This window comes from Paraburkholderia sp. BL17N1 (genome assembly GCF_003634175.1).
In the GTDB taxonomy this organism is placed as follows: Bacteria; Pseudomonadota; Gammaproteobacteria; order Burkholderiales; family Burkholderiaceae; genus Paraburkholderia.
The window spans coordinates 172703-189312 of the sequence record NZ_RBIW01000003.1 but is presented as its reverse complement, the minus strand read 5'-3'; the positions used below and the strand labels follow the sequence as shown (position 1 = coordinate 189312).

Here is a 16610-nt window from a genome sequence, read left to right as displayed (position 1 = left end):
ATCTGCATCAAACAGTACCGTCCGGTTTCAGTCGTTTTAAAACACCGCACACCGCTTCTACCGCTCTATCCGCTTCTTCTTTGGTTATCGTCAACGGCGGTGACATGCAGATATTGTTGTAATTGCTGATTCGGACAATCACGCCCGTTTCCTCTCGGATAACGTCCGGAATAGTTAATGCGGCCTCGGGGATGGGCTGACGTGATTTCTTGTCCGTCACCAATTCGATCCCGATAGCCATGCCTATTTGCCGCACTTCACCGACACATGGATTGTCACGCAGCGCGGTGAACTGCTCTGCGAAATATGCCCCCATCTCGTTAGAACGAGCAATCAGGTCTTCATCCTTAATAATCCGAAGATTTTCCAGGGCCACCGCGCACGCAACGGGATGTCCTGAATAGGTATAGCCGAAAGGAATCCCATACCCTTCTCGAATAATATCGGCCACCTCACGGGTCATCAATACCGCACCCAAAGGGATATAACCGCTCGAGATCCCTTTAGCGGTGACCACAATATCCGGTGTAACGCCAAACCTTTCGGACGCAAACCAAGTGCCGGTGCGTCCGAAGGCGGTGACCACTTCATCAAAAATCAGAAGGATTCCGTGTTTTTTCAGCACAGCAGACATTCGGGTCCAGTAATCGGCTGGGGGAATGACCATACCACCCACACCCATGATTGGCTCGGCGATCATTGCCGCAATGTTTTCAGCCCCGATGGACGCGATCGTCTTCTCAAGTTCCGCGACGCAGAAATCAGTAGGGTCCTGACCATCGAAGTAGTAACTGCGATATGCATTCGGCGCTGTCAGGTAGGCTACGTGCGGCAACCCGGGTCCGGTGCCTTCGCGCATTGCTTCGAAGCCGGTAGCTGTTCCTCCACCGTAAGCTGCACCATGATAGGCGGAGTTCCGTGAAAGAATCCAGGTACGGCTGGGTTCGGCCTTTTGAGCATGATAAAAGCGAGCGGTTTTGATGGCGGCGTCGTCGCCTTCGGATCCACCGCTAGTAAAAAAGCTCATCTGTAGCTCGTCAGGTGCAAGCACTGCAAGCACTTCGGCAAGCTCAATTGCACGTTCGTGGGAATAATCCCAGAAACAAGTAAAGTACTCCAGCTGCTTGATCTGACGCGCAGCTGCTTCGGCGATTTCTTCACGTCCGTGACCGATTTGAGCCAGCCATAGCCCACCCGTTCCATCCAGATATTCTCGCCCGTGCACATCCCAGAGTTTGCAACCCTTGCCGCGCGTAAAAATCGTACGTTCAAGCTTGTTTTTAGGCAAAAATGGATGAATCAGGTGACGATGATCTGTTGCGAGCAAATCTTGCGCGTAGTTCATATGCTACCTCATTCAATATACATCGTTACTTGACTGAAATTCGGGGAAATTGGGCACTGTGACAATTGAGAAATTACATTTTTTCGAAATTTTATTATATAAACAGATATAAATTCCAAAAAATATAAAATTAGCACCCTCTTATAGACCAATGGTACACTCGATTTAATAACTAGTTTTATCTATTTATCGAACTTTGTTTTCGAAAAATAAAACCTTAACCAGATCAGTCAGCGGATGCCCCCGCGAGCAGTTAGTCAAACCGGTGAGGACCCTCTCCAGCTTGGATCAGCTTCACGCCCTTTTGCTATAAGCGCTGCACCATCCGTTGGCGGCAACCTGCTTGCCGGCAAATACAGAGCACGGTGCGGATGTACTATTCGATGTGCCCTGAAATAACGCACAATTGCCGCAAGCTTGACCGACGACATACCTCGAGTATTTTGTTTTATCGACCTTGGCCGCGTTGGCCTTATAGCCAAGCGCTCCTGCCATGGGGTCGGCTTCCGACACTGAGGCTGCGTCAGCAAAGGCGAACCGCGACATTGCAAGGCCCGAAGCAAAGCCAATGGTCCCGATCAAAAAGGTACGACGAGGTGTTTCCACGTAGATTCTCCACTTACAAAAAAATGCCATTGGGCAAACGCACCAGGCACCTAGCCGTTATATGAGGTCTTCACCGTGGTATAGAACTCCGCGGCATAGCTCCCTTGTTCTCGTGAACCATAACTGGACGCTTTTCTACCTCCAAACGGTACGTGATAATCGACTCCGGCAGTAGGCACATTGACCATCACCATTCCTGCCTGAATCTCGCGCTTGAAATGACTGGCAAGCTTGAGCGAAGTCGTGCAGATACCTGCGGAAAGACCAAATTCAGAATCATTTGCCTTCTGCAAGGCGTCGTCGAAGTCGCGGGCTGCAATCAGACATGCCACCGGGCCAAAAATCTCTTCCCGAGCGACGCGCATTGTGTTGTCTACATCGGTGAGCAATGCCGGCGCCATGAAATAGCCGTTTGTGTCGCGCGTCAAATGCTCACCACCATATGCAAGTGTTGCGCCCTCGTTCTTACCTATGCCGACGTACTTCAGATCTGTCTCAAGTTGGTTAGCGTCGACGACCGGCCCGATGTCGGTGTCGGGAGCCAGCGCGTGTCCGACCTGCAGGCTACCGAGCCGATCGATAAGCGCGTCACGAAATTTTGAGTAGATCCCCTCTGTGACGATAATTCGGCTCGAAGCTGTGCAGCGCTGTCCGGTCGAGTAATAGGAGCCCTGGATGGTGCAATTGAGGGCGGTCTCAAGATCTGCGTCGTCAGTAATAACGAGCGGATTTTTCCCGCCCATTTCCAACTGTAGCTTTGCAAAGCGTGCGCCCGCCGTCGCCATCACTCGTGCGCCGGTGATCGTGGAACCAGTAAAGGTGATGGCATCTACCTTGAGACTTTCCAACATAGTCTTACCAACAACACTGCCTCGACCGATCAGAAGATTGAACACGCCATCGCCGAACCCAGCCCGGCCAATGATCTCGCTCAGTGCCCACGCGGAAGACGGCACGCCCTCGGCCGGTTTAAAGACAACGCAGTTACCGTACGCCAGAGCAGGGGCAATCTTCCACGCCGGAATGGCAATCGGGAAGTTCCAAGGAGCGATAATGCCTACGACTCCCACTGCCTCACGCGCTATATCTACGGTCACGCCAGGCCGCACCGAGTCCAGATGCTCCCCTCGCTGGCGAACGACTTCTCCGGCAAAGAATTTGAAAATCTGCCCCGCACGCGTGACCTCACCGATTCCTTCCGGCCTTGTTTTTCCCTCTTCACGTGACAGAAGCTCACCAAGCTCATTTCTACGTGCAAGCAGCTCGTTTCCAACCTTATCAAGCGCCTCTGCGCGCGCCTGGATGCCGAGCACTTTCCGGCTTCTGAAGGCCTCGTGCGCACTATCGATTGCCGATTCCGCGAGCGTCTGGTCCGCCTGCGAAAATTCATCGACGACATCCGTCGTATCCGAGGGATTGATGTTCCGATATATATCGGAACCTTGGCGCCACTCTCCACCAATGAAGCTAGTTTTCATCCCAGCACCTTAAAACTCTCTACTTTGCAGTCACTCAATCAGGGCCGCCCAGACATCAACACGGACTTTGAAGCCGGAGCTCCGGCAGTTAGCTCAAGCAAAATCCGTTCGATAATGTCGATTCCCTCGTCAACAATTGCGTCGGACACCGTCAATGGCAGCATGATCCGCAGGACATTGCCGTAAGAGCCGCACGTCAGCAGAAGCAGGCCGCGATCGAATGCTTCCGCCTTCAACGCATTGGCAAGTTCCGGAGCGGGCTGATTGCTCTTCACGAACTCGATGCCGGTCATGGCACCCAGTCCGCGGACATCGGCAATCTCGGGCACGCGTGAGCGCAGCCCATTGAGCCGTCCGCGCATACGCTCGCCGATAGCTTCACTGCGAGCACAAAGCTGCTCTTCCTTCATCACGTCCAGGACAGCCAGTGCAGCAACACAGGCCATCGGATGGCCCGCATATGTGCTGCCAAGACCACCTGCCGGCACCGAATCCAGAATATCTGCGCGGCCCACAACAGCCGAAATGGTCATACCACCACCGAGACCCTTGGCCATCGTCGTCAGGTCCGGCACCACGCCGTGATGCTCCATCGCGAACATACGCCCGGTTCGACCCACGCCGGTTTGAATCTCATCGGCAATCAGCACGATTCCGTGCTTGTCGCAAATTTCGCGTAGGCCTTTCAGGAACGCAGCGGGTGCGGGCGTATAACCGCCTTCGCCCTGTACAGGCTCTACGATGATTGCGGCTACGCGATGCGGATCCACCGTGTACTTGAACAGACGTTCGACACTATGAAGCGCGCATTCCGTCGAGACCCCTTCGAGCTCCGACGGGTAAAGCGCCTGATACACTTCGGCGGCCATCGGCCCGAAACCGACCTTGTATGGGGCGACTTTCCCGGTCAGCGCCATCGCCATGAAAGTGCGACCGTGGAACGCGCCGTCGAACGAAATGACAGCGGAACGCTTTGTATGATGGCGTGCGACCTTGATAGCGTTTTCCACGGCTTCCGCACCCGTGGTCATGAAGAACGCCTTCTTCTCGAAATTCCCGGGCGCGAGGGCCGACAGTCGCTCTGCAAGCTCGACGTACGATTCATACGCGACCACCTGGAAGCAGGTATGCGAAAACTTTTCCGCCTGCTGGGCGACAGCCGCCGAGATTTTGGGATGACGGTGGCCCGTGTTCAGAACAGCAATACCCGCGCAAAAATCGATATAGCGATTACCTTCAACGTCCCAGATTTCACCGTTGCTGGCACGCTCCGCAAATACGGGGTGAGCATTTCCAATCCCCCTCGGCACTGCTTTCGCTCGTCGTGCCATCAGGTCACTGTTAGTTTGCTCTTTACTCGACATTTTCCAGTCCTAAAAGATATTGATTTTGGCTTAACTTGCAATGTGCTTCCATCACCCTCGATTAACGAAGAAAATCGGATGCCGAACATCTTCTGCCCGCCGGTAACGGGGCATCTTTTCAGCAAATTATTCATCGACGCGAGAAGCGCGAACCTAAGGTACGCGCCCCTTCACGTGAAGCATCGTTCAGTTCACAGGATCCGAAACGCCGCCGTGTCGACGGGCCTGATCTGCCGCATATCCCTTCCATGCCTGGGATTCGATGTAAACCTTCAGATCCGAGAGTTCCTGGGCAGTCATATCCGAGAACGCTGGCATACCGGCCTGCTTGAAAGCGCCGTCAATCACGATCTGATGCATAGCTGACTCCGTACCGGCCGACATCATGCGAAGATCAGGAATGATGCTGGCACCCGGACCCACTGCGTTTAAGCCGTGGCATGCGGAACAACTATTTTTCGAAAAGACCAGCCCACCGCGGGCTGCCGCAAGCTCATCGGCCGGTTTCGGCAAGCTTGGCTTGGGGAACGCGGCAGGAGGTGCAATCGGCAACCTCAAAGCACCGCCCAGCCTGAAGGCAAGCAGGCGCGCCGGACCTTGGCTACGCAAGGTATTCATGAGGCGCGGAATTCCACGCATCCCCGACGCACCGCCATTGCCGCTGGCGATGATCAGGTATTCCGTACCATCCACCGTCACCACGGTTGGTGCAGCAAGCACGCACCCACCGACATCGTAGGTCCAGAGTAGCTTCCCGGAACCGGCAGCAAAAGCCTGCACCTTACCGTCGCCCGTCCCCTCAAAAACCAGACCACTCGCGGTAACCAGCACACCACCATTCACCGGCAACGGTCGATCTGCCTTCCACCGCGCTGTTTGAGTTTGCGGATCCCAAGCAATCAACTCGCCATGAGTCTTCAGCTTGGCGTCAGCCCGGAAACCGTAATAGTAGTCAGCAGCAACACCACCGAAAGAATCCTTACTTGGATACATGGAAACTGGCACGATCGAGGCCGGGATGAAAACGAGATGATTCTTGGGGTCGTAGGCCATCGGCTCCCAACTATGCGCGCCTACATCACCAGGCAAAGGAATCACATTTCCTTTCCTGCCGTCCCAGTAATTCCCTTCATCAGACGGGATCGCCCGGCCGGTCTTCGGATCAAGGCCCTTGGTCCAATTCACTGGCACATAGTTCTTGGCGCTGATGAATTGACCGGTCTTGGCGTCCAGCACGTAAAAGAAGCCGTTCTTGGGCGCAGTCATCACCACACGGCGACTACCGCCATCCGCAGAAGGCAAATCAGCCAGCATGATGTGCATGGTCGCAGCCAAGTTCCAACCATCGTGCTGGACCGTTTGGAAATGCCATTTGTACTCCCCGGTCGTTGCATCGACGGCAAGAATCGAGTCAGTAAACAATTCGTCGCCAGCATCCGGCGCACGATCCTTGGGCGACCAAGGAGCAGGACCATCCGTCCCGAAATAAACAGTATTGGATTTGTCGTCGTAAGTAATGGCATCCCACGGGCTCGTACCACCTTGGGTATATTTCCAATAATTTGTACCCCAAGTTTTGGCCGCCTTCGCCATGATCTCGCTTTCGAACGGCTTGGAAGGATCGCCAGGCTGGGTGTAAAAGCGCCACAGATGCTTGCCGGTTTTTCCATCGAAGGCATCCAGAAAACCCCGGTCGATCCCCATATCGCCCGACGCATTGCCGATGAACACCTTGCCGCCACCGACACGCGGAGCGCCGGTAATGCCCTGCATCTTCGTCACATCGCAGGACGGAACGGACCACACCAGCTTGTGTGTAATACGGCTGACCGCCAAAAGATTGCAGTACGCACCGACATACAGATTGTCCCCATCCATCGCCAGACCGCGATTGACATGGGAGGCCCAATATGCTGTCCAGCTGCTATTTGCCGGATAGGAAGTCTGCGGCGTGAACGTCCAGAGCGACTTCCCGGTTTTTAGATCGTTGGCGTAAATTCGGCCGGGTGGCCCGCTTTGATAGATAACGCCGTCCGCGATCAGCGGCTGACCGACGAGACCATCACCCGCATCCATGTTTACATACCAGGCCAACCCGAGCTTGCCAACATTTCCCTGATCAATTTGAGCTGCGGAGCTATGGAACTGCTGATCATGACCGCCGCCAAGCAAGCGCCAGTCTGCGGCTGCATCGGTCTCGCCCGCTTTCGCCAACATCGACACACCCTGCAGCGTCGCCAAGGCCACGAATGCGACAGCAACCTTCCTTACTCTCATGCCCATAAAACATCCCCAATGTAATGCAGCGATACTAGGCTGCGCACAGCACCAAAACGATATATTTTTTTCCAAGTTCAATTGAAAACGGCAGAACCGTTGAGGGCGCGCCTCGCGAAATACCAAATCTCACCAAAATCCGGCGCTGCCGCTGGCAAGCTCAGGCCTTGGCCAGCCCCGAAGCAACGAGAGACGGCGACAAGCTCAATCCGATAGTTGATCGGCCCGCTCCTGTCGATTTGCCAAAAACTCAAAAACACGCTCTGCACGCCCAAGATTCTGATATACCCCCGGCATTGCGCAGCGGAAATAGAATGCAACCAGGCTTCCGATCACGAATGCCGCAAGCAGGAAATACGTAACCCACTCATATTCCCCTGGTTTTCCGCCGACTACGAGATCAAGATGGATGACTCCAAAGATCGCGGTCAGCGTAAGAAGAATGGAGGATATTCCTGGCGCAATTAATGTCTTGAAGGAATTTTCTTCTTTCGGCATGCCATTTCTGACAAACCACATGACGGCGGAATAACTCACCATTGCCATCAGCACGACAACACCGAGCCCACCAATACCCGCAGCCATCCCATACGTCTCCGCACCATTGGCATGGGTAAATACGAGCGATCCAATGAGCAGTAACGCAACGAACGCAATGAGATTGGAAGCTGCATACGGCGAGCGATGTTGGGAGTGCACACTTGAAAAGTATTTCGGAAATGCCCGGTCTGCGGCCAAATTGAAAACATAGCGGGAAAGCACATTGTGGATCGAAATCAACGAAGCGAGCACAGACATGAGCACGAACACCTGAGTCACTTGGGCCATGGTCCGACCAGCATAGATGCCGATCGCATGGGCAAACATCGAAGCCGGATCGTCTTTCGCGATATCCCATACATGCTGGCCGTAAGCCGACACGAGCGCATAGCACGAAAGCGTATACAAAAGTCCGACCAAAATTACCGCGCCATATGTAGCACGTGGGATAGTCCGATCCGGCTCGACCAGTTCATCCCTGAACAGCGCAGTCGCCTCGAATCCGACAAACAGCAGAATCGCGTACAGCAAAGTGACGCCGACATCTCCCCGGATAAAGGCTGACGGCGTAAATGGTTCGACCGACAGGCCATCCGCGCCCCCGGAATGAATAACGGCCACATTGAAAATCATCACGATGGCAATTTCTATCATCATAGAAACTGACAGAACCTTGGCAGACAATTCAATGTGAAAATACCCCAACACACTGACGGCGACCCAACCAAGCAGCGACCATTCCCACCATTCCGCTTGGACTCCACCCAGACTAAGAATTGCCGAACTCACGCTAATTCCGAAAAATACGTAGCCCCCGAGCAAAAGTGCCACATAGGATATAATAGCCAGAAATGCGGCTCCCAATCCGGGTATGTTGCCCAAGCCCGAGCTAATGAACGCATAAAAATCCCCGGGCTTCGGAACGTGCCGCGTCATGGTTACATAGCCCACTGTAAACAAGAGCAGGATTGCGGTTGTCAAACACAAAGCCAGACTTGCACCGGGTCCATCGGCGACAATCGTAAATGGCAGATATCCTGCGACCACGGCCATTGGGGCAGCAAAAGCAAGTACGGTCAACATAAGTGATGTCGTACCCATGCTGCCGGAAAGTCGCGATTGTTTACTAGTGTTGCGTACCGCATCCTCGAGAGTCTGACTGTCCGTAATGTTATCCACAACTACTCCGAATTTTATAAGTGCCCTCGATGAAGTAGATACCCATCAGGCAATTATCTCCAGCAGAACCGCTTACTCATAATCTAATGGCTTTCACCACCAGCGAGTCCAATATGCTGCACACGTCCGGCAGCTCGTTTATATACAACCATCGCCAACCAGAGGCAAATAGGCGAAGTAACAATCGCTATCAAATCAATTTTCAATACACCCGATATATTGGTTTCAGATACCAACCTGGAGACAAGCATTGGACCAATACTCGCCGTCAGCATCTGCACACCCGGAAATAAAATTACCGCACGATTAATCGGATCTGTTTTGTTGAGAACCTTGATATAAAAGGCAACGAGGAAATATCCAAGGAATCCATAAATCCCTGTCCACATCACAAAACCGATGCCATCCACACCAGCAAGAATCGCAACAATCTGAATGATAGAAATACAAAGACCAATACTCAGCATCAGAATCGCTGGAATTTTTTCGACGAACAATGCCGATAATGCAGCCCCGAAAATCTGGCAGACAAGCGAAATGGTTAGCCAATTTTTGGCCATCGATCCGGGAATATTTTTCGCAATGGGATCAGCATAAACCCAAAAAATCATCATGAAAAATGACCACGCCCCCACACTGCAAAGAATCAATACCGACGATAGCGCAAGCTTGTTATTTTTTGAAGCGATTAACCTGGCGTCAGTCGAGTCTTTGACAATACTTTCGTCGGGACAAAACTTTAAGAAAACAAGTGCAACAAATGAAAAGAAAGTGAGGAAAAGAAAAATTTCTGAATACCCAAAAAGCGGCACTACGACTTTAGGCAAAACCAGCGACCAGACCACTCCCGTGACCATTAGACTTGTCGTGTACACTGCCACTGTCCGCCCCGGAAGGGCTGACTGAGCCAAGTGAATATATGCAATTGACACCAGTACTCCACTAGCTGTTCCATAAAGCAAGCGGCAAATAATCAGCATCCCCGGCGGAAATTTTGTCATGGCATATGCCATAAACAAATGGATGACGAGGCAAATACCTGCCGTCAACCTGAGCTTACGTTGTGGCAAATATCGCCCCGCCAACAAGAGCGCGACGCCAAAAGCCAGAAATTCTGCTGTAGCAAAATCCCCAATACTCGCATCATGTAGTCGGGAAGTATTGGCAATGGCATCCACAAAACTCGGATAAATCGAGTTGCTCATGTAACCCGCCACAAACAACAGACCAACAGCTAGCGTTCTGCCGATCTCCCGCTTACTTGATGAAGCACTGACCTGGTTGTCAGAAGACATACTTTTTACCTTGCTTTCATTAGCGGAAATTGGTCCGCGACAGCCGCAAATAATTGACCACCGGCAGATCAATCCTCCAACGCTTTCTACTTCACGAGAACAGCGATAGGCTGTTCAACTTGCGGTGCCAAATCCGAGATATGCAACACTTTCCGTAAAGGCCTCAAATCCCGCAGCGCCAAATTCCTTGCCATTCCCCGACATCTTCCGGCCCCCAAACGGTACCGTGACGTCCAACAGATTCATATCTCCGTTAATGTAGATCTGGCCGGACACAATTCGGCTCGCGACCTGCATCGCAGCATCATGGCGCGCGGAATGCACATACGCAGCAAGCCCGAATTCACTATCATTCGCCATCGAGATTGCGTCCTCAACCGAGTCATATGGAATGATGGATAGCACCGGGCCAAAAATTTCCTCCTGAGCGATGGCCATCTGATTGCTCACATCACTAAAAATTGTTGGCCTAACGAAATACCCCCGCTCCACGCCCTCCGGACGCCCAGTGCCGCCTAATACCAGCCTCGCTCCCTCGTCGATTCCTCGCTGGATCATATGCTGCACACGCTCCCACTGCTGCTTGTTCGCCACAGGACCAATCATTGCCTCAGCCTCCGGAGGCCCAACCTTCATTCCCTTGGCCACTTTCATTGCGATGGCTTCCGCCTCGTCCAGGCGACTTCTAGGAACCAGCAGTCTCGTTGGCGACGTGCAATTCTGTCCCGAGTTCAGCATGACATATTGCACACCCGATGTAATTGCCGTCTCGAAATCAGCGTCTTCCAGGAGGATGTTTGGCCCCTTTCCGCCCAGTTCTTGATGAACTCGCTTGACCGTAAGGGCAGCCTGACGGGCAACTTCAATACCGGCCCTGGTCGAACCCGTGACAGACACCATCGCCACGTCCGCATGCGAGCTGATGGCGTGGCCCACGCAACTACCGTCACCGAATACCATATTGAAGACACCAGGCGGAACAGCGGCCGCGTCCAGAACCTCCGCCAGGATCTGCGCCGAAAAAGGCGAGTACTCCGAGGGCTTCCATACCACGGTACAGCCTGTCGCGAGTGCCGGCGCGAGCTTGATCATGATTTGCAGAATCGGCCAGTTCCACGGCGTAATTAGACCGCATACACCGACCGGTTGTTGCCGGATTAAAGTGGTACCTTGCGTGTGCTCGAACTGATAGGAATCCAGTAAATCAATGCCTGCTTTCAGGTGCATTTCTGGCAAAGTAAATTGCCCATCCTTGGCCAGCCAAGGCGGACATCCGATTTCTTCCGCCACTGCTTCGCTAAAGTCGTCATGTCGCTTCCGATACTCTTCTGCAATTCTCCGCAACAATTCGATCCGCTCAAGCTTCGAAGTGGCGGAAAAACTCTCAAACGCCTTTTTGGCAGCACGAACAGCGTTGTCGACATCGCCCGAACTGCCAAGCAATACTTGGCCAGAAAGCTGCTCCGTTACTGGACTATAGACATCGAACACTTTCGATTCCGACCCGGTCAGAGGGGTGACCCAGTGACCATCAATGTAGAAACGGGATAACTTACGCATTTAAATCTGCTCCCAGATCAACCACAGTTGACATTCGAATAAATTGCGCTATAAATATCGATTTACTACTTGACCAGTCAAATTTTTTTATATTTATTTTTATTAAAGACAGTCCGGCATATGACAAGTCAATGGTCGAATCATTTATGCCGTCAACCAGCCGCCATCAATTACAAGTGATTGGCCGGTTATGTATCCAGCACTTCCTCCTGCGAGGTAGGCCACCAGATCAGCAACTTCGCCGACCGTGCCCTGGCGACCAACCGGAACCCATTTTTTCCATCCATCTCCATTCATGATGTCCTGCGACAACGCGGGAGCACAGTCCCCAATAATATTTTTCGTATTGGAAACGATATCGGTTTCAATGATGCCGGGGCATACGCAATTTGCAGTGATGCCATCCTTTCCATATCGGCGCGCAATGTGCTTAGTCAGCCCGACCATGCCGTGCTTGGACACGGTATACGGAAACCCATCGGCACTGGCATTGAATGAAGCAATAGATCCAATATTGACGATGCGTCCCCAGCCACGCTTGACCATGATTTCAAGCGCAGCCTTATTGGCAAGGAAACAACCCTTAAGATTAATATCCATCAGCTGATTCCAAAGCTCTTCGGAAGTATCAGTGCAGCCAGCAAGATTATCAAAAACCCCTGCAGAATAGACCAGAATATCGTGCCCTTCCGCTCGCCCTTGCTGCACCACCTCTGTGACCTTCTTGGAATCGCGAACATCCAGGTGCACGAAAATCGCGTCACCGCCACGAGCATTGATTGCCTCAGCAGTTTCATGACCTTTTGCAGCGATGATCCCAGCAATAGTTACCGACATACCAGACTTCGCCAGCGCTTCAGCGGATGCGCGACCAATGCCAGTTTCCCCACCGATAATCACTGCACTTTTAGCTTTGAATTCAGTCATCATCCACATCCATTAAAATGTTATATTTCATGTAACTTTAGGATTACTTATCTAGTGAGAAACTAATTTTCTCAACCGCACGCAACCAATCTAAATAAAAATTGAATTACTTACTTGATTTCATCGCAATCGGCCAAAACAATCTGATGACATACACGTTTAGCGAAAGATCTCAGCCAATTTTCCGTAAAGCCCAAGCTCGTACTGAAACATTTCCTTAGTTGCTGGCCCTTCCGGCCGCGACGTCTGCTTTACTATTACAACGCCTCGCGTCGGGTCAATATAGATCCAGTGTCCGTAAATTCCCGCTGCGAAATAGGCATTATTTTCATTATTGGTCAGCCACCACTGATTTTTATATCCACCACCCGGAATCCAATCCGCCATCGCGCCAGCCTTCCACGCCTGGCTGTCGGTTCGTTGTATGGTGCGCTCAATCCACGAAGCGGGAATGACCTGGCGCCCATCAATGTTTCCGTCATTACGCATACACTCGCCGAATCGTGCCATATCCCGCAGGGTGCAGCCAAAACCACCCGCCGCTCGAGGCGCCCCAAACCTATCTACCGTAATGTAAGCACTAGACTCAGCCTGCAGAGGCTGCCAGATGTGTGAAGACAACAAAGCGGCCAATGAATCATTAGCTGCTCGTTCACAAACCCAGCCTAAAACATCCGAGTTTGGCGAAAGATAATCAAAGGAGCTTCCATGAGGTTGATTTTTTAGCGGAATTTCTGTCAAAAATGCGTGCATACCCGAATGCGTCGAATCGACCTCAGAACCGGCCCAACCAACCGAACGCCGGTAACGGGCGTACGCGCCATTCGGGTCGAGATAAGATTCCGTGAAGTCAAGGCTCACAGTCATGTCAAGCAGATGCTGAACACGCACTTGATCAAATGCCGTGCCCCGCAACTCCGGCACGTAGTGAGGCACAAATTCCGACGGATCGATCTTTCCCTGATCAATAAGGACCCCAACTAGCGACCCAACCACCGATTTGGTCACCGAAAATACTATATGCCTATCGCTATTGGATTGTGTCGGGGTATACCATTCGTATGCGATTTTTCCGCTATACAAAATCAAAAAACCATCGGTGTAAGTATCTTCGAGGAATTTCTCAATATTAAACACGCCCGCGGAATCTTGAAAATTCAAGAATTCCAACGGGATCAAGCGTTTCTCGAAATTCTTTTGCGACGACAGATCATTATCAATTTCCGCGATCGGCAACACGTCTTCAATTTTACGAAACGCAATCCGGTTCGTTGGCACATCAAGCCAGTCCGCCGATGTAATTGCTTTACCAAGGTGATTCAGTGGTTTCATAAATTAAAATTACGCTACATAAACTTTAGATGAAACCGCAATGCCACAGATACTATTTCGCCCAATCAAAATCGATTCAAGCCCTGATAGCACCCTTATCAAAGAGCGTCATCGCGACCAAGTGCCAACCTCTTTTACCATGCCGAGGTAATGCGCAATATACTTTCTCGCATCATCCTCGAGAGGGATTTGATAAGGGCCGGGAATATAAGCGGGCGAATTCACGCCCTGCTGTTGAAGCTCAACGATTTTCTTGTCTTCAATATTGGTCAGATCAGTAAGCTCAATGACCGTATCAACGTCATAATCGACCCCCTCAACGGCATCGGCATGAACCAGCCATCGGGTCCTGAAAAGCGTCTCCTGCGCCGAGACCGGAATCCAGTCAACAACAACAGCAAAGTCCGGCCAAGCACCAACGGAAAAATTCGGGAACCACGATAATAATTTGGCCGCCTGCGGTTCCGGACCATCACCCATCAGTCGCTTCGTCACGAATTGACCATCCATGGTCTCGGTCTTAACACCCGGAGCAAATTGCCCGTCCGTCAAGTTGTCCGAGAAAATCATATACTCCCTATCGTTTCCGACCCCCGGCGCCACATCGTCATAAGCCGTATAAGTCGTAATGGGATTGATAATGTTCCCGAGCGTGGCTTTGTGAACAATTGCGCAGTGATAGCACTCCTGGAAAGTTTCGCCATTTATCTTCCAGTTAGCCTTGGTTACATAATCCTTTTCGGCAATAACCTTGGCGCTCTCCAGGCGGTGTCCACGGAAATCAGCATTCTGAAGGTAATCAGCGACCGATTTCGGCTTTTCGGTTTGGAGATTAATGAAAATCATGCCATTCCAAACTTCACTCCAAACACTCTTCGCGTTATAACATGCCTTATCAAGATCAGGCATGTGGGGAGCTAGGCGAAGTGTGCCGTCGGTGTTGTATGACCACGCATGAAATTGGCAGGTAAATACACGCGCATTGCCTTTACCCGGTCCACGCAGACGCGTGCCCTTATGCCGACACACGTTGTGGAAGGCATGGACTTCACCGGTCTGCCCACGGGATACGATGACGCTGATTTTTCCCAACTCGAAAGTCGTGTAATCTCCGGAATTTGGCAACTCCGAAATATGACACACAAAAAGCCATCTGCGACTAAACACTCGTTCAATATCCCGCTCGTACCACAATTCCGAGCTGTAGAATTCTTGCGTTAATGGCGTCAACGGTAACCCATCGGGTCCAGTCTCCGGATACAGAACAGTACTCATCTCTGCTTTAACGTTCATTCCAAGCCTCAATCAAATTTATAATCTTACTATCGCAGATCAGATAGACTCATACAGATCAGATCATTTATTGCTCACGTACTCAGCCACTTGACCAAGCGTCGCGAACCAGACATCATTCCTTGATTTTATATAACTAATCAATTGATCCAAAATGACAAGCCTCGATCGCCGGCCGATGACTTGGGGGTGCAATACAAGATTGAAAATCGTGCCCTCATTGTATGCAACATCAAAATCGCTCTTATAAACATCCAATACAGCCGTCGGCCAAGGCAGAGAACCTTGCCAAAATTCGTCGTTGTGCAGGAAAAGATAATCGGTGCCTTCCCAAGACATGGGGATCTCCACAAGCGCAGACTTCCTGCCCCGCAGAACAAGCTCGTGAGGCTCGTCTCGCCCGGATAAAGTGCTGTCATAGCACACATCATGTTCTTCGAGCAATTCCAGCGTGTGCTCGCTGATAGCCGCATTAGGCGCGCGATAACCGACAGGCCTGACCCCGCCCGCCGCTTCGGTCAGCACCTCGATAGCTCGAGAGATCATCCTGGACTCTTCTTCCCGGTCTCGAAGATCGGGAGCCCGCTCATGAACCCAGCCATGGAGACCGACCTCATGAAGACCGCCAGACAGAATCTCCGGCACAGTCGTGGGATGGATCTTCTGCACCATTCCCGGAACAAAGAAGGTCGCGGGAACTTCGTGCTTCTTCAGCAGCGCCAGGATTCTCGGTAACCCGGTTGTCGCGCCGTACTGGCCCAACGAAAGTATCGCGGGATCCAATTTGTATACCGGAAATTCGTGATCCACGTCGAACGTGATAGCTACCGCTACTCGAGCACCATTTGGCCATGCAGATGGATTCAGAGAATCGCCTGCTCGGACGACCGAGATGGCATCCCGAATCGCATCCTCAGAATCTTCCGTAAAAAGACATCCAGCTCGCAGCTCAGTACTGACGTTCGCCATTGTGTTCCGCTCCTGTCACGTTGAAAACGGACCTACGTTATATTTGTTTAGGCTACGCGCGATCCTCGGAGACTTCGTTATGCAAATTCGAATGTTGAATTTAGCAACGCGACGACCTAGGATAAGGGCTTTCCCGAATCGACTGTGCCAGATCCAATCAACCCCCAAATGCTCTTGCCACACTGAAACCGTGAACGCTAAGCGAGCGGCGCTCGAATATCGAGAGTACACGACAAGTCCGTCAACGCGTGGCATACAACAATGATGACGACCAGAGCCTAGGCAGAAAATGACTAACCGGGGAAACAAGACCAATGGGACAGGTACCGAGCCCCCTCTAGGATGCGACATCGCGCAACAAAAATTTGATGCGCGAAGATATGCTGTAAGTAACTGAAACGGAAGTATATAGAGAGTGACAACAGCCTATAGCGGCATATTTTCA

The 16610-nt window shown here is 51.8% G+C and carries 12 protein-coding genes; all 12 read right to left on the bottom strand.

The features are described 5' to 3' along the window. Nucleotides 1-7: 7 nt before the first annotated feature. The gene (locus B0G82_RS36620) at nt 8-1345 is read right to left on the bottom strand and encodes an aspartate aminotransferase family protein (protein ID WP_121311200.1); all 1338 of its coding nucleotides are present in this window, start codon (nt 1343-1345) and stop codon (nt 8-10) included. A 294-nt stretch (nt 1346-1639) separates the two neighbouring features. After that, nucleotides 1640-1951, bottom strand: a complete 312-nt coding sequence (locus B0G82_RS36615; RefSeq protein ID WP_121311199.1) for a high-potential iron-sulfur protein — start codon at nt 1949-1951, stop codon at nt 1640-1642. A 50-nt stretch (nt 1952-2001) separates the two neighbouring features. Then, nucleotides 2002-3429 (bottom strand): aldehyde dehydrogenase family protein, encoded by a 1428-nt coding sequence (locus B0G82_RS36610; RefSeq protein WP_121311198.1) that lies wholly within the window; start codon nt 3427-3429, stop codon nt 2002-2004. A gap of 38 nt (nt 3430-3467) precedes the next feature. Next, the gene (gabT, locus tag B0G82_RS36605) at nt 3468-4793 is read right to left on the bottom strand and encodes a 4-aminobutyrate--2-oxoglutarate transaminase (protein ID WP_166799502.1); all 1326 of its coding nucleotides are present in this window, start codon (nt 4791-4793) and stop codon (nt 3468-3470) included. A gap of 186 nt (nt 4794-4979) precedes the next feature. Beyond that, complete coding sequence (locus B0G82_RS36600; RefSeq protein ID WP_121311196.1) at nt 4980-7076, bottom strand: PQQ-binding-like beta-propeller repeat protein; 2097 nt, start codon at nt 7074-7076, stop codon at nt 4980-4982. 198 nt (nt 7077-7274) lie between these two features. Next, the gene (locus B0G82_RS36595; protein WP_206751631.1) at nt 7275-8693 is read right to left on the bottom strand and encodes an APC family permease; all 1419 of its coding nucleotides are present in this window, start codon (nt 8691-8693) and stop codon (nt 7275-7277) included. Between the two features lie 179 nt (nt 8694-8872). Further along, complete coding sequence (locus B0G82_RS36590; RefSeq protein ID WP_121311195.1) at nt 8873-10084, bottom strand: MFS transporter; 1212 nt, start codon at nt 10082-10084, stop codon at nt 8873-8875. Between the two features lie 114 nt (nt 10085-10198). Then, nucleotides 10199-11644 carry an aldehyde dehydrogenase family protein gene (locus B0G82_RS36585; protein ID WP_121311194.1) on the bottom strand — a complete coding sequence of 482 codons (1446 nt, stop codon included), beginning with the start codon at nt 11642-11644 and terminating at the stop codon, nt 10199-10201. 144 nt (nt 11645-11788) lie between these two features. Then, a complete protein-coding gene (locus B0G82_RS36580; RefSeq protein ID WP_166799503.1) occupies nt 11789-12574 on the bottom strand; it encodes an SDR family NAD(P)-dependent oxidoreductase in 786 nt (261 codons plus the stop codon). 156 nt (nt 12575-12730) lie between these two features. Continuing rightward, nucleotides 12731-13903 carry a serine hydrolase gene (locus B0G82_RS36575; RefSeq protein WP_121311192.1) on the bottom strand — a complete coding sequence of 391 codons (1173 nt, stop codon included), beginning with the start codon at nt 13901-13903 and terminating at the stop codon, nt 12731-12733. 108 nt (nt 13904-14011) lie between these two features. Further along, nucleotides 14012-15196, bottom strand: coding sequence for an aromatic ring-hydroxylating dioxygenase subunit alpha (locus tag B0G82_RS36570; protein WP_121311191.1), 1185 nt, complete (start codon nt 15194-15196; stop codon nt 14012-14014). Nucleotides 15197-15259: 63 nt separating this feature from the next. After that, entirely contained in the window at nt 15260-16165 is a 906-nt protein-coding gene (locus B0G82_RS36565) for a polysaccharide deacetylase (RefSeq protein WP_121311190.1), read from the bottom strand. Nucleotides 16166-16610 lie beyond the last annotated feature (445 nt).

What these genes read in the sequence shown, in the direction of transcription:
- B0G82_RS36610 (WP_121311198.1), bottom strand. Translation starts at nt 3,429, where the DNA reads ATGAAAACTAGCTTCATTGGTGGAGAGTGGCGCCAAGGTTCCGATATA.
- gabT (WP_166799502.1), bottom strand. Translation starts at nt 4,793, where the DNA reads ATGTCGAGTAAAGAGCAAACTAACAGTGACCTGATGGCACGACGAGCG.
- B0G82_RS36565 (WP_121311190.1), bottom strand. Translation starts at nt 16,165, where the DNA reads ATGGCGAACGTCAGTACTGAGCTGCGAGCTGGATGTCTTTTTACGGAA.
- B0G82_RS36620 (WP_121311200.1), bottom strand. Translation starts at nt 1,345, where the DNA reads ATGAACTACGCGCAAGATTTGCTCGCAACAGATCATCGTCACCTGATT.
- B0G82_RS36580 (WP_166799503.1), bottom strand. Translation starts at nt 12,574, where the DNA reads ATGATGACTGAATTCAAAGCTAAAAGTGCAGTGATTATCGGTGGGGAA.
- B0G82_RS36585 (WP_121311194.1), bottom strand. Translation starts at nt 11,644, where the DNA reads ATGCGTAAGTTATCCCGTTTCTACATTGATGGTCACTGGGTCACCCCT.
- B0G82_RS36595 (WP_206751631.1), bottom strand. Translation starts at nt 8,693, where the DNA reads ATGTTGACCGTACTTGCTTTTGCTGCCCCAATGGCCGTGGTCGCAGGA.
- B0G82_RS36575 (WP_121311192.1), bottom strand. Translation starts at nt 13,903, where the DNA reads ATGAAACCACTGAATCACCTTGGTAAAGCAATTACATCGGCGGACTGG.
- B0G82_RS36590 (WP_121311195.1), bottom strand. Translation starts at nt 10,084, where the DNA reads ATGTCTTCTGACAACCAGGTCAGTGCTTCATCAAGTAAGCGGGAGATC.
- B0G82_RS36600 (WP_121311196.1), bottom strand. Translation starts at nt 7,076, where the DNA reads ATGGGCATGAGAGTAAGGAAGGTTGCTGTCGCATTCGTGGCCTTGGCG.
- B0G82_RS36570 (WP_121311191.1), bottom strand. Translation starts at nt 15,196, where the DNA reads ATGAACGTTAAAGCAGAGATGAGTACTGTTCTGTATCCGGAGACTGGA.